The following is a 13,694-nucleotide window of genomic DNA, read 5'->3' as shown; positions in this document are numbered from 1 at the left end:
GCTCGCGCCATGAGGAGGCTTCTTTAACAAGTAGAGTCCTACCCCTTCAAAGGGGACATCAAAAGTATAAATCATCATAAAATACATAACGCCATGACCCAAATAGACTTCCTGCACCTGATGCCGCTGATTATACTTACCCTGGCTGCACTTCTCAACATGCTGGTGGTGGCTGCCTGGCGGAATCATAAGATTATCTATGTCATCACGGCGGTGTCATTTGTAGCGGCCTTTTTGTCGCTGTTTGAGCTGCGGGGCATCACTGCCCACGCCATAGAGCCGCTGTTTGTTATTGATGGCTTCGGTGTGTTTTACATCGGGTTGATTCTGGCGACGGCGCTGGTCATCAGCATGCTCTCCTATGCTTACTTTGAGCAGCGTGAGGAGCAGAAGGAGGAGTATTACATCCTGTTGATTCTGTCTACCCTCGGAGCCTGCACCCTGGTCATCAGCACGCACTTTGCCTCGCTGTTCCTGGGCCTGGAGGTGCTGAGCGTGGCCTTATATACGCTCATTTCTTACCTGCGCACCCGCGAGCGCTCCGACGAAGCCGGCATCAAGTACCTCATCCTGGCTGCTTTCTCTTCGGCCTTTCTGCTCTTCGGGATGGCGCTGGTCTACTACAGCACCGGCACCATGACCTTTGCCGGCATCGCCACGGCCATAGCCGATTTACAGGAACTCCCGCTGCTGCTGCTCACCGGCTTTGGCATGATGATTATCGGCATTGGTTTTAAGCTGAGCGTGGTACCGTTCCATATGTGGACGCCCGATGTGTATGAAGGCGCGCCTGCCCCGGTGACGGCCTTTATCGCCACTGTTTCCAAGGGTGGTGTGCTGGGCCTATTGATTCGCTTTTTTATGGAGGTAGACGGCTTCCGCTACCCTACCCTGATTACTATTTTCTCGATTGTCGCCATTGCCTCCATGATTGCGGGTAACCTGCTGGCGCTGCTTCAAACGAACGTGAAGCGTATCCTGGCTTACTCTTCTATTTCGCACCTGGGCTACCTGATGGTGGCTTTTCTGGCCGGCAACCGGCTGGGCGTGGAGGCTGTTACCTTTTACCTGGTGGCATATTTTATTACAACTGTCGGTGCCTTTGGGGTGGTGGCGATGCTGTCGGATACCGAGCGCGATGCGGAGCTGCTGGAGGACTACCGTGGCCTGCTCTGGCGCCGCCCCTGGACCGCCACCGCCTTTACCGCCATGCTGCTCTCGCTGGCCGGCATTCCGCTTACCGCCGGTTTTGTGGGCAAGTTTTATGTGCTGGCTGCCGGGGTAAATACACAGCTGTGGCTGCTGGTAGCCATGCTCGTGCTTAACAGCGTGGTGGGCTTATACTATTATATTAAAGTGGTGGCGGTGATGTTTCAACAACCCGAGGCAGAGGCAGAACCCCGTCCACGCCTGCGCCCCTCCATTTACCTGGCCAGTGTAGGCACGCTGGCTGTGCTGACGCTGCTGCTCGTGCTGGTTGGCGTTTATCCAGCTGCTCTGGTGGAGGTCATTCAGCAGGTATTTGCCTCCGCCCCCGTAATGGCGGGCAGATAGCCACAACATCTGCCCACAGCCTGCAGTATTTATAAGTTGGAGGTGAGCGGAGATGATGGGAAAGTATGGGTTGTGGCTGATGGTTATAGTTTTGAGCCTGCCTTTGGCGGGCCTGGGGCAAGGCAGAAGTTGGGAAGTGGCGGTGGCAGGCGGCGCAGCACATAATTTCCGGACACCTTTGCACATCGAGCAAAACGACCTGACCGACCTGAAGGTAAACGCCAGGTATAGAACCGAACCTTTTAACCCGCCCGTGTACTATGACATCCGGGTGAGCACCTGGCAAAATGCCAAAGGCTGGGAGCTCAAGTTCACCCACCACAAGCTTATACTTGATAACCTGCCGCCAGAGGTGCAGCGCTTTTCCATCACCGATGGGTATAATTTACTTACCCTGAACCGCCTCTGGCTGGTACATGGCCTGACCCTCTCTGCCGGCGCCGGACTCGTCATCACGCACCCGGAATCTACCATACGCGGTATCCCCTATCCCGAAAACAAGGGCATCTTTAACAAAGGTTACTATATTTCCGGACCCATGGCGGAGGCTGCTGTAGCCAAGCGTTTATACTTCGCAGACCGCTGGTTTATACTTGGCGAAGGGCGCGTGACGGCATCTTATGTGGAAGTCCCCGTAGCCAACGGCGAAGCCCGCCTCTCCAACGTGGCCATTCATGGGCTGCTGGGTGTGGGGTTCAAGATTATCCCTTAAAAGAACCACTGTCCCTTCCCGGGGAAGCCGTACTTTTGTGACTCAATCAACGCTGACATGAGTACAGGTACACGACACCCCAAAACCCAGTTCGAGGTAAAAGGCTGGGAGCGGGAAGAACACTTCCATTTTTTCAGGACATTCGCCAATCCCTTCTTCAATGTCCACACCGAGATAGAAATCACCAATCTCTACCGTTACTGCAAGCAGCACAATCTGTCGGTTTTCATGGCTTACATGCATGCTGCCACCGAAGCTGCCCGGAAAACGGAGAGCTTCCTCCTGCGTCTGGAAGGAGATGAGGTGGTAAAGTATGAGGCCGTGGATATTTCCACCACTATGCTCACCGAGCAAAAGACGGTTGCCTTCGTGCACCTGCCCCACCACCCCGACCTCCACACTTTCTGCCACAACAGCGCAGCCATAGTGGAGGAGGTAAAAAAGAGCAACCGCCTGTTTTACGGTTATAACGGTCCTGACCTGCTGCATGCCACCACACTGCCCTGGTTTAAGTACAATGGCATGGAGCACGCCCACGCTGACGACCCGAACGACGCCATCCCCAAGCTCGCTTTCGGGAAGCTGGAAATACAGGGCGAAAGGGTAGTACTCCCACTCAGCATCCGCCTACACCACGCCCTGGCCGACGGCTACCACATTCACCTTTTCCTGCAGCAAATGGAGGCAGGTATAAAGGCGCTGGGGTGATGGTTGGTTATTGCCGGCTTCAGCCTTCTTTTAGGCCTCTTCTTAAGAATAAGAGGTCGTTTTGCATTACCGTGTCCAACCACCCCTAGCCCCTCCTTAGACAAGGAGGGGAGCTTTATACAGCCGATTACACCCCTATTGAGCTTTGCTCGCAAGTTTCGAACTGCCGCTCTCACTTGTCCTCAAGGGGACAGTTTATACCTGTTGCGCGGCAAGAGCAGTAGCTATCGAACCTGTTCCCAGTCCTTGGGTTGAGCGCCTTGTAGATTTCTGGTGACGAACGAAGCGAGGCAGCCCGAGGCACGAGGGCAGGAAATGTACACCGCGCGATGCCCGAGGACGAGGCCTCCCGGCCTTGAAGGAGCCAAGTTGGAGATGAAACAGTAGCTTGTATAAGTCTGGAGGATGAACGGAGGCTAACAGGGATAGCTTGGTTCAAGGGGAAGCAAGCAGTGGCTAGGAAAGTATAGACCGACAAGTACAAAGTATGGCTTTTCAAGCCAGTTGGGTTGCAAATCCAACACCATAGTAGGCACAAGTTGCAAACCCGCGCCAGCGGGAGGGCGAGGCTATGAAAGTATAAACTTCAAGTATAAAACTCTCCTTATCCAGTCCCCCACAAAACACATTAAAAACCAAACACTTAAACACAAAACACAAGTATAGCGTATGCTTAATTTTCAAGATGTTCCTTGTTTAAATCAAATCCTTCAACTTAGAAACCAAAACCATGAAAAGCATCAAAACGCTGGTACTTACACTCCTGTTCATCATCCCACTTCTCTATGCCTGCAGCGAAAGCACCGATGTGGTAGAGTCCGGCACCTACCAGGGCACGGTAGACAAGGCCGTTCCGGACAAGCGGGAGATTTACGTAAAAACCAGCGACAACAAGCGCCTGGAGCTATACTTTACCGACAACACCACCCTGACCCGCAACGGGGAAACGGTGACGTTTGATCAGCTCACGGAAGGGCAGCGCGTGGAAGTGGAGGTGGAGAAAGTAGGCCATCGCCTTGACCCCATTGCGGTAAGAATCCTGGAATAGCATGCCCGAACCTACATTCTGGCGAACAGAAGTATGGCACCCGCTTTCGGTACACTTTCCGATAGCGTTGCTCACCTTTGCTACCCTAGCCAAACTTATCGCCACCTTTGCAAAGCCCGCTTCTGCTGATTTCTGGCAGAAGGCGGGCTCTTTTTTGTTGTATGCCGGCGCACTGGGCGCCTGGCTTAGCCTGTACACCGGTAACCTGGCCGATGGGGTGGTCTCCCGCAAGCTCTGCGACCCCACCGTGCTGAAGCAGCACGAGATTTACGCCGAGTACCTGACTTATACTTTTACGGCCGCTGCTCTCCTGGATGTAGCCTGGCGCACGGGCTTGCTCATGTATAAACCGCGCCTGCTACAAGCAGTAATTCTCCTGTTGCTTATCGTGGGGACCGGCTTTCTGACCTATGCCGGACACTTGGGAGCCCGGGTGGTATACCAGCAGGCGGGCGGTGTTTACATACCCACCGCGGATTGTGCTGAGTTTAAATAACCTGCTTTGTATCGGTCTTTCGCTGCATTTTGCCGAAACGCCATGGGAATGATGTAAAAGTTTTTCATAATTGTGTAATCATACTTGCCGCACCCGTGTTACCTTTGCAGCAAGTATAAACCGAAACCATGAAGCTTTACCGCCAGGTCATATTGCTAACCCTCACGCTGCTGGTGCTCGTCTCCTCGACGGGTATGGCCGTGGGGCTGCATATTTGCGGCGGAGAGTTGCGTGATGTTACCTTCTTCGGGGCCGAGGCTGACTGCCCGATGGACGAGCACCAACCGGTAGAGCAGGTCCCCGCCTGCCATGCACCGGCACTTGACCAAACGGAGGATGCCTGTTGTAAGAACCATGCCTTTATTGTGGAGCGCTTTGATGCCGCCTCCAAGCACGAAGTCCTGTCGCTGACTAAGCTGCAGGACATTCAGCTGCTGGCCATCGTAAAAGCGGTTATCTTCCAGTTTTATACTTCCCAGACAGATTTAAAGCCAAGCTACGCGCTTTATTCCCCTCCCCCGCTAGCCCGCGACATACCGGTGCTGGTACAGTCATTCCTGCTATAAACCCTGCTTTTTTCGATTTCTACCTGCCTTTGTAGGCCGGTACGGTTTGTTGCTGCCCTTTAGGCCGCTTCCATTCATGTATTCAATCGAATAAAGCATGTTAAACAGCATTATAAAATTTTTCCTGGAGCAGAAGCTTGTCACTGTGCTGCTGCTGCTCCTGATAGTTGGCTGGGGCATTGTGGTGGCTCCGTTCAACTGGAATGTGAAGTTCCTGCCCAACGATCCCGTTCCCGTAGACGCCATTCCGGACATCGGCGAGAACCAGCAGATCATATTTACCGAGTGGATGGGCCGCTCCCCGCAGGACGTGGAGGACCAGATTACCTATCCCCTTACCACCTCCCTATTGGGCATGCCGGGTGTTAAAACCATCCGCTCCTCGTCCATGTTCGGCATCTCCAGCATCTACGTCATTTTTGATGAGGATGTGGAATACTACTGGAGCCGTTCCCGCATACTGGAGAAGCTCAACTCCCTGCCCACCGGCCTGCTTCCGGCGGATGTAACACCCAAGCTGGGGCCCGATGCCACTGCGCTGGGGCAGGTGTATTGGTATACGTTGGAAGGCCGCGATGAGAACGGCAAACCTGCCGGCGGCTGGGACCTGCATGAGCTGCGCACGATTCAGGATTACTACGTGCGCTATGCCCTGGCCGGGGCTGAGGGAGTAGCCGAGGTAGCCTCCGTGGGCGGGTATATAAAGGAGTACCAGGTGGATTTGGACCCGGTGGCGATGAAGGCCAACAAAGTATCCATGATGGAGGTGATGAGCGCCCTGCAGAAAAGCAACCTGGATGTGGGGGCCAACACCGTGGAGATAAACCAGGTGGAGTACTTTGTGCGCGGCTTGGGCTACGTGCAGAACCTGGAGGATATCGAAGAGGCGGTGGTGCGGGTTAATGCCAACGTCCCAATCCGCATCCGCGACATTGCCCGCGTCAACATTGGCCCGGCCGACCGCTCCATGCTGGGCATACTGGATAAAGGTGGTGCCGAGGCCGTGGGCGGTGTGGTAGTGGCCCGCTACGGCGACAACCCGTTGGCCGTTATCAACAACGTAAAAGAGAAGCTGGACGAGATTGCAGCCGGTCTGCCTTCCAAAAAGCTCGAAGACGGACGCACCTCCAAAGTAACCGTGGTGCCCTTCTACGACCGCACGCAGCTCATCAACGAAACACTGGGCACGCTAAGCGAGGCCATTATACTTCAGATCCTCATCACCATCATTGTTATTATCGTGATGGTGTACAACCTGCGCGCCTCGCTGCTGATCTCCGCCCTGCTCCCGCTGGCCGTGCTCATGTGCTTTATTATGATGAAGCAGTTCAATGTGGACGCAAACATCGTGGCGCTGTCGGGTATCGCCATTGCCATTGGCACCATGGTGGATTTAGGCATTATCCTCAACGAGAACATTTTGCGCCACATGGAGGAAGCCCCGCCCGGGCAGTCGCTGCTGAAAACGGTATACAATGCTTCCGCTGAGGTAAGCAGCGCCATTGTCACAGCCGTGGCCACTACCATCGTCAGCTTTTTGCCGGTGTTTACCATGGAGGCCGCCGAAGGAAAACTGTTCGGGCCGCTGGCCTACACCAAAACCTTTGCGCTGGTCGCCTCGCTGATTTTTACCCTCCTGATCATGCCGGCCTTTGCGCATACTGTTTTCGGGCTCAGATCTAAGAGCGTAAGCTGGTCTAAAGTATGGAATTGGGCCCTGCTGGCGCTGGGTGTGGCCGTGCTGTTTATACTTCCGCTGGCGGGTGTGGTGCTGACTTTGGTGGCTGCTAACAACCTGCTCGCCTATTACCGTCCTGAGCCATTTGCCAGGTATAACGCGCCGGTGATGGTGGGGATTGCCGTGCTGGCCGTGTCGTGGTTGCTGGCCTCGCAGTGGATGCCGCTGGGGGCCTCTGTCAGCCTGCTGGTTAACTTCCTCTTCATCCTGCTCATACTTGCCCTGGTGCTGGGCGCATTTGCTTTGTTTATCAAAGCCTACCCGCGGATTTTGATGTGGTGCCTGGCCAACAAAGGCAAGTTTATGGCTATACCGGCCACTATCATGCTGCTGGGCTTCCTGATTTGGGTGGGCTTTAACAGCGTGTTCGGGTGGGTCGCGACCGGACTGGATAAAACCGGCTATAACATCCGCACGACCGCTGTCTGGAGCGGGCTGGTGCATACGTTCCCCGGCATGGGCGAAGAGTTCATGCCGTCATTGGACGAAGGGGCTTTCCTGCTGATGCCAACCTCCATGCCGCACTCCGGCGTGGAAGCCAACCGGCGCATTGTGCAGCAACTCGATATGCTGATCACGGCTATTCCGGAAGTGGAAATGGTGGTGGGCAAGGCAGGTCGTGCCGAAACCGCCCTGGACCCGGCTCCTATGTCGATGTACGAGAACGTGATCCAGTACAAATCAGAGTATAAAACCGATGCCAGCGGGCACCGACTGCGCTTTAAAGTGGACGATGAAGGCGAGTTCGTGCGTGACGCGGCAGGTGAGCTCATCGAGGATAAAAACGGCGAGTATTACCGCCAGTGGCGCGACCACATCAAGACTCCGGATGATATCTGGGACGAGATCGTGAAGGCAGCCAACATCCCCGGCGTAACCTCTGCCCCGAAGCTACAGCCTATCGAGACACGCCTGGTGATGCTGCAGACGGGCATGCGGGCGCCCATGGGCATCAAGGTGTTTGGCCCTGACCTGAAAACGATAGAAGACTTTAGTCTGCAGCTGGAGCGTGTGCTGAAAGAGGTGCCCTCCGTGAAGTCGGAAGCCGTTTTTGCCGACCGATCGCTGGGCAAGCCTTACATGGAAATCGAGCTCAACCGCAAAGCCATGGCCCGCTACGGGCTGAACGTGGCCGACGTGCAGGAGTATATCGAAGTGGCCATGGGCGGTATGTCGCTTACCACCACCGTGGAAGGCCGCGAGCGTTATTCCATCCGTGCCCGCTACGCCCGCGAGTATCGAAACGACCCCGAGTCCATCGACCGTGTCCTGATTTCGACAGCTGGCGGGGCGCAGGTGCCGCTGGGCGAAATTGCCGAGGTTGTGTACCGGCCAGGCCCGATGATGATCCGCGGCGAGAACTCCTTCCTGACCGGCTATGTGCTGTTTGACAAACAGGATGGCTTTGCCGAGGTATCGGTAGTGGAGGACGCGCAGCGCTACCTGGATCAAAAAATAGAATCCGGTGAGCTGGTGGTGCCGACAGGCGTGAGCTACAAGTTCTCGGGCAACTACGAAAACCAGGTACGCGCCGAGGAGCGCCTGGGCATCATCATTCCACTGAGCTTGCTTATCATCTTCCTGATTTTATACTTCCAGTTCCGCTCGGTGTCCACCACGCTGTTCATTTTCACCTCCATTGCGATGGCCTTCTCCGGGGGCTTTATGATGCTGTGGCTCTACGGGCAGGATTGGTTCTTCAACTTCTCCTTCGGCGACACGAACATGCGCGAGCTGTTTCAGATGCGCACTTTCAACCTGAGTGTGGCCGTGTGGGTTGGCTTTATTGCCCTCTTCGGCATTGCCACCGACGATGGCGTGGTGATGGGCACTTACCTGAAGCAGAGCTTCGATGCGTCTAAGCCTGAGACGCGAAACGGGGTGCGAAGGGCCGTGCTGAAAGCAGGCATGCGCCGCGTGAGACCCTGTCTGATGACTACTGCCACTACCCTGCTGGCCCTGTTGCCCGTGCTTACTTCCACCGGACGCGGCTCGGACATCATGGTGCCCATGGCCATCCCGACATTCGGCGGAATGACGGTGGCGCTGATCACCCTGTTCATTGTGCCGGTGCTTTACAGCTGGCGCGAGGAAGCCAAGGTTAAAAAACTAGCCAAAAAAGCCGTATGAAAAAGATCATCCTAAATATTATACTTTTACTGCTGGCTGTTCCGGCCATGCAGGCGCAGACCCTGGAGGAGTACCTGGTGATGGCCGGCGAAAACAACCCGCAGCTGAAGGCAACCTACGCCGAGTACCAGGCGGCACTGCAAAAGGTGCCGCAGGCAGGCGCCCTCCCCGACCCGGAAGCCACCTTCAGCTTCTTCCTGCAGCCCATGGATCGCTACATGGGCAGGGAGGTGGGCAGTGCTTCCATTATGCAGATGTTCCCTTGGTTTGGGTCGCTGGATGCCGCTAAAACAGAGGCAAATTACATGGCGCAGATGAAGTTCACTTCTTTTATCGAAGCCAAGATTAACCTCTACCACACCGTCCGCACCACCTGGCTTTCGCTCTACCAACTAGACGAGGAAGTAAAGCTGCTGGAGCGGGAACTGGAGATCCTCAAATCGCTGGAGCGGGTGGCCCTGGCAAAGTATAAATCGGGTCCGGCTGCCAGCGCACCGGCCGCCCAGCGCCAGAGCTCGGGTGCTGCACCTGCCCAAAGTATGGCCGGCAGCACTTCTTCGGGCATGGCCGGCATGGGCGGAGGCTCCACCGGTGGCAGCTCAACGGCTTCTTCCGGCAGCGGAAGTATGGGCGGCATGAGCGGTGGCGGAAGTATGGCCTCGTCTGGCAGCTCCATGGTAGACGTTATCCTTATCCGGGTGCAGGTAAAGGACATGGAGAACCGCCTCCAGCTGCTCCGCGACTCGAGAAAACCCAAAGTGGCCGCCTTCAACAGCATGCTCAACCGCGACCTGAACCTGGAAGTGCAGGTAGCCGATACCTTGGCGCCGGTTGCCCTGCCAGCGTCCCTGTCCCTCATCCAGGACTCCATCCGCCAGAACCACCCCATGCTGAAAATGTATGAGTGGGACGAGAAGGCCCGTGAGGCCCAGCTGCGCATGGCCAAGCTGATGGGCAGGCCCATGATTGGCGTGGGGCTGGAGTACATGGTGTTCAAACCGCGCCCTGATGACATGTCGCAGATGGCCATGGGAGGCGAGAACATGGTGATGCCGATGGTGAGCATCTCCCTGCCGATCTACCGCAAGAAGTATAAAGCGGCGCAGAAAGAGGCCCAGTTTGCCCAGGAGGCCGCAACGCAGAACCGTGAAGCCACCGAGAACATGCTGTTTGCCGAGCTGAGTGGGCTGCTGTATGATTACGATCGAACGAGCAAAACCCTACAGTTGTTAGAAGAGCAGATTGTGCTCAACGAGCAGGCTATCCGCCTCCTGACAACCAATTACAGTGTGGCGGGCGCGGGCATAGAGGAGATTCTGAGGCAACGGCAGGCCATACTTACCCTGAAGCAGCAACAGCTACAGGCCGTAACCGAGCAACATGTGACGGTATCGGCCATCAACCGCATGATGAACAGCGATATTTAAGCTTGCCCGCAGCAGGCGATAAAACATAAATTCCATCCAAGACCGATGAAACCAAGAAATAAACAAATCACGACCTATATACTGGTAGCGCTGGCTGGCTTGCTCCTGGGCTGGCTTATTTTCGGGGGCAGAGGGGCCGAGCAAGGCCACGACCACGCGGCAGAAACGGCAGGCGTAACCGAGTATACCTGCTCCATGCACCCCCAAATCCGGCAGGACGGACCGGGCAAGTGCCCTCTTTGCGGCATGGACCTGACGCCGGTTGTGGCCACGGGCGGCGGTGGCGAGGCAAGCTCCTACGTGCTGGAGATGACGCCCGAGGCGATTGCGCTGGCTAACATCCAGACCACGCCTGTGCAGCTGGTAAACCCTGAAAATGAGCTGCTGCTGTCGGGTACGGTGCAGCTGAACGAGCAAAAGGTATCCTCCATCACTGCCAAGTTCCCGGGCCGCATCGAGCGGCTTTATGTCAATTTCACCGGGCAGGAAGTGCGCAAGGGCGAGCGGCTGGCTTCGGTATATTCCCCGGAACTCATCACCGCGCAGCGCGAGCTGCAGGAGGCGGCCAAGGCCAAAGACCTGATGCCGGAGCTCTACGAAGCCGCCAAAACCAAGCTCAGGCTGTGGAATATCTCTGCCAAACAAATCGCGCGCATCGAGCAGGCCAACGACATCCTGACCAGCTTCGATATCTATTCTGATGCGGCCGGGGTGGTAACTGAACGCCAGGTAGCCGTCGGCGACTACGTCAGCACAGGTTCGGTGCTCTTCCAGGTGGCCAACCTTTCCTCCGTCTGGGTCGTGCTGGATGCCTATGAGAGCGACCTTTCCTGGGTAAAGCAAGGCGCGAGCATTAACTTTACAGTACCGGGCATCCCGGGCAAGGATTTCACCGCCAAGGTTGCCTTTGTGACGCCTGTGCTCGATGCCAGCACCCGCGCCGTGCAGGTAAGGGCCGAGGTAGTGAACCCAGGCAATCAGCTGAAACCGGGGATGTTTGCCAATGCACGCATCAAAACCTCCACCCGAACAGCCGCTAAAGAAAACGCGCTGGCCGTACAACGCACCGCCGTGCTCTGGACCGGCAAGCGCTCGGTGGTGTATGTAAAGGTGGCAGACCGTGACGCGCCGGCCTTTGAGATGCGGGAGGTGACGCTGGGTCCTCGTCTGGGCGATATGTACCTGATAGAAGCCGGGCTAAGCGAAGGTGAGCAGGTGGTGACTAACGGCGTGTTTGCCGTGGACGGCGCCGCCCAACTGAGCGGGAACTATAGCATGATGTCGGGCCCGGCTAACAAGATGCTGGAGGCACCGGAGGAGTTCCAGTCTCAGCTGACAGCCCTGGTGGATAGTTATTATACATTGAAGAACGCCCTTGTGGCTTCTGATGCTGACGCTGCCCGCCAGGCCGCCGGCAAGTTCAGGCAGGCACTGAACAAAACCGACATGCGCCTGTTGGATGGCAGTAGCCATGCCAAGTGGATGCAGCTGCAGCCGGTGCTGGCCTCCAACGCCGAGGCTATTCAGAAAAGTACTGTTATCGACAAGCAACGCGAGGCCTTCTCCCCGCTTTCCAACCACCTGATTGAAGCGGTGGAGACCTTCGGCACCAACAAGGAGGTGCTCTATAAGCAGAAATGCCCGATGGCGCTGGGTGATGTGGGCGGTTACTGGCTGAGCGAGGTGAAAGACATCCGCAACCCATACTTTGGCGACGCCATGCTGGCCTGCGGCGAAACAGAACATACCTACCGCCAGGGCGCCGGCGCACCGGCAGGAGAAAAAGCACCTGCCCCGGCAAAAGGACATGTACATTAAACCTATTACGCATGAAAGAGTGTTGCAGAACCGGAGACGAACAACCCGACAGCCGTAAGAAGCCGTGGCTGAAGTGGCTCCTTTACCTGGCCATTGCGCTGGCGCTGGGGGTCGTCCTTTTCGAACAGATCACTACTACTTAACATATACCATGAGAAAGAACTTTTTTTATATGGCAGCCCTGGCCGCAGTAATGTTAACCTCCTGCACGTCAGAGCAAAAATCAGGTACCCAGGCGCAGGCTGCTGTCGTAAGTGAAGCGCCTGTTAACCACCAGGCCCACATGGCCAGCATGCAGCCACAGCAGCCAGCCTCCCCTGCCGACCTGATGACGGCAGATGGCTTGCCTAAGGATTTGGTGTGTATGGTGAACAACGCCTTTATGGGCAATGAACAATTCCCGGTGCCGTTCGAGGACAAGATGTACTACGGCTGCTGCGAGATGTGCGTGAACACCATCAAGACCCAACGCGAGGTGCGCTACGCCACCGACCCTGTTACGGGCGAGGAAGTAGATAAATCAACGGCCTTTATTGCCCTGAAACCGGGCGGTACCCGCGGCGAGGTGCTATACTTTGCCTCAGAGGATACTTACAAAAAGTATAAGCCGTAACAAACCTTCCTGCTTTTAAGTAAATCATTGCTAACTTTATACTTTCGTACCAACTCAAACAACGGATTATGAAGAAACATTTTGTAGCCGCTGCCCTGGCAGCCTGTGTAGTTAGCGCCTGCTCCAACCAGAACCAGGACGACGCAACTGCAACCCATGGCCAGGATCATCATGAAGGCATGCACCACGGCGACACCACCAGCGCAGACGCTGCCGGGAAGACGGTGGTAGAAACACCGGATTATACTTCTGTGGCCGAGCCTTTTAAAACGCAGGTGTCACAGCTGGTGGATGAGTACCTGAAGCTGACGGATGCCCTGGTAGCCTCTGATGCCGAGGCAGCCAAAGCCGCGGCGAACCAGGTTTTATCGGTAGCCAAGGCGATGCCAGTGGCCGCTATCGCGGAGCCGGAGGCAAAAACCTACGCCGAGGAGAAAACCCAGGCGGTGGTGAGCAGTGCTACCAGCATCACTGGCGCAGCCACGATCGATGCCCAGCGCGAAAACCTGGAGCAGCTGTCGGAGGCGGTATTTGCCATGGCCAAAGCGTTTGACGCCAATAGCCAGACCCTGTACTACCAGCACTGCCCGATGGCCCTGAACGACAAAGGCGGCTACTGGCTGAGCTCCAACAAGGAAATCCGCAACCCATACTTTGGCGACAAAATGCTGAAGTGCGGCAGCACAGAAGAAGTACTGGACTAAGTATAAAGTATAAATCAGATGAAAGCAGAGGGTCTTTTCAGGCTCTCTGCTTTTTTGTTTGCTATTTTCTGGTAAACTCCTCCGTCGGGTGTGATCTCATTGGTACCGTCCTGCCGTCTGTTATTCCCTCGCTGGCGCGAGCTTGTAGCTCGTGTCCTATTATACTTTATACTTCTGCTT

At 55.8% G+C, this 13,694-nt stretch carries 12 protein-coding genes; all 12 read left to right on the top strand.

Going from position 1 to position 13,694, the window contains the following annotated elements; genetic code table 11:
- Window positions 1-93: 93 nt before the first annotated feature.
- Window positions 94-1,554, top strand: a complete 1,461-nt coding sequence (locus C8N40_RS05655) for an NADH-quinone oxidoreductase subunit N (protein ID WP_108210806.1) — start codon at window positions 94-96, stop codon at window positions 1,552-1,554.
- A 91-nt stretch (window positions 1,555-1,645) separates the two neighbouring features.
- Window positions 1,646-2,266 carry a phospholipase D-like domain-containing protein gene (locus C8N40_RS05650; protein WP_146173514.1) on the top strand — a complete coding sequence of 207 codons (621 nt, stop codon included), beginning with the start codon at window positions 1,646-1,648 and terminating at the stop codon, window positions 2,264-2,266.
- A 57-nt stretch (window positions 2,267-2,323) separates the two neighbouring features.
- Window positions 2,324-2,974, top strand: coding sequence for a CatA-like O-acetyltransferase (locus C8N40_RS05645; RefSeq protein ID WP_108210804.1), 651 nt, complete (start codon window positions 2,324-2,326; stop codon window positions 2,972-2,974).
- A gap of 730 nt (window positions 2,975-3,704) precedes the next feature.
- Window positions 3,705-4,022, top strand: coding sequence for a hypothetical protein (locus tag C8N40_RS05640; protein WP_108210803.1), 318 nt, complete (start codon window positions 3,705-3,707; stop codon window positions 4,020-4,022).
- Between the two features lies 1 nt (window position 4,023).
- Window positions 4,024-4,518 (top strand): DUF2231 domain-containing protein, encoded by a 495-nt coding sequence (locus C8N40_RS05635; protein ID WP_108210802.1) that lies wholly within the window; start codon window positions 4,024-4,026, stop codon window positions 4,516-4,518.
- 128 nt (window positions 4,519-4,646) lie between these two features.
- Window positions 4,647-5,084: an HYC_CC_PP family protein gene (locus tag C8N40_RS05630; RefSeq protein ID WP_108210801.1), complete on the top strand. Its 438-nt coding sequence runs from the start codon at window positions 4,647-4,649 to the stop codon at window positions 5,082-5,084.
- Between the two features lie 97 nt (window positions 5,085-5,181).
- Window positions 5,182-8,952 carry an efflux RND transporter permease subunit gene (locus tag C8N40_RS05625; protein WP_108210800.1) on the top strand — a complete coding sequence of 1,257 codons (3,771 nt, stop codon included), beginning with the start codon at window positions 5,182-5,184 and terminating at the stop codon, window positions 8,950-8,952.
- Entirely contained in the window at window positions 8,949-10,379 is a 1,431-nt protein-coding gene (locus tag C8N40_RS05620) for a TolC family protein (RefSeq protein ID WP_108210799.1), read from the top strand. The genes C8N40_RS05625 and C8N40_RS05620 overlap by 4 nt, the downstream gene beginning before the upstream one ends.
- A 45-nt stretch (window positions 10,380-10,424) precedes the next feature.
- Window positions 10,425-12,197 (top strand): efflux RND transporter periplasmic adaptor subunit, encoded by a 1,773-nt coding sequence (locus C8N40_RS05615; RefSeq protein ID WP_108210798.1) that lies wholly within the window; start codon window positions 10,425-10,427, stop codon window positions 12,195-12,197.
- A gap of 11 nt (window positions 12,198-12,208) precedes the next feature.
- The gene (locus tag C8N40_RS23255) at window positions 12,209-12,340 is read left to right on the top strand and encodes a hypothetical protein (RefSeq protein WP_281259494.1); all 132 of its coding nucleotides are present in this window, start codon (window positions 12,209-12,211) and stop codon (window positions 12,338-12,340) included.
- 8 nt (window positions 12,341-12,348) lie between these two features.
- The gene (locus tag C8N40_RS05610; protein ID WP_108210797.1) at window positions 12,349-12,810 is read left to right on the top strand and encodes a hypothetical protein; all 462 of its coding nucleotides are present in this window, start codon (window positions 12,349-12,351) and stop codon (window positions 12,808-12,810) included.
- A 68-nt stretch (window positions 12,811-12,878) separates the two neighbouring features.
- Complete coding sequence (locus tag C8N40_RS05605) at window positions 12,879-13,514, top strand: DUF3347 domain-containing protein (RefSeq protein ID WP_108210796.1); 636 nt, start codon at window positions 12,879-12,881, stop codon at window positions 13,512-13,514.
- The last annotated feature ends 180 nt before the right edge of the window (window positions 13,515-13,694 follow it).

The organism is Pontibacter mucosus, from assembly GCF_003054055.1.
Classification (GTDB): domain Bacteria; phylum Bacteroidota; class Bacteroidia; order Cytophagales; family Hymenobacteraceae; genus Pontibacter; species Pontibacter mucosus.
Note: the sequence above shows the minus strand (reverse complement) of the source record. Positions and strands in the feature narration are given on the sequence as shown.

Coding starts and splice junctions, on each gene's coding strand:
- C8N40_RS05635 (WP_108210802.1), top strand. CDS start 4,024: ATGCCCGAACCTACATTCTGGCGAACAGAAGTATGGCACCCGCTTTCG.
- C8N40_RS05640 (WP_108210803.1), top strand. CDS start 3,705: ATGAAAAGCATCAAAACGCTGGTACTTACACTCCTGTTCATCATCCCA.
- C8N40_RS05645 (WP_108210804.1), top strand. CDS start 2,324: ATGAGTACAGGTACACGACACCCCAAAACCCAGTTCGAGGTAAAAGGC.
- C8N40_RS05620 (WP_108210799.1), top strand. CDS start 8,949: ATGAAAAAGATCATCCTAAATATTATACTTTTACTGCTGGCTGTTCCG.
- C8N40_RS23255 (WP_281259494.1), top strand. CDS start 12,209: ATGAAAGAGTGTTGCAGAACCGGAGACGAACAACCCGACAGCCGTAAG.
- C8N40_RS05630 (WP_108210801.1), top strand. CDS start 4,647: ATGAAGCTTTACCGCCAGGTCATATTGCTAACCCTCACGCTGCTGGTG.
- C8N40_RS05625 (WP_108210800.1), top strand. CDS start 5,182: ATGTTAAACAGCATTATAAAATTTTTCCTGGAGCAGAAGCTTGTCACT.
- C8N40_RS05615 (WP_108210798.1), top strand. CDS start 10,425: ATGAAACCAAGAAATAAACAAATCACGACCTATATACTGGTAGCGCTG.
- C8N40_RS05605 (WP_108210796.1), top strand. CDS start 12,879: ATGAAGAAACATTTTGTAGCCGCTGCCCTGGCAGCCTGTGTAGTTAGC.
- C8N40_RS05655 (WP_108210806.1), top strand. CDS start 94: ATGACCCAAATAGACTTCCTGCACCTGATGCCGCTGATTATACTTACC.
- C8N40_RS05610 (WP_108210797.1), top strand. CDS start 12,349: ATGAGAAAGAACTTTTTTTATATGGCAGCCCTGGCCGCAGTAATGTTA.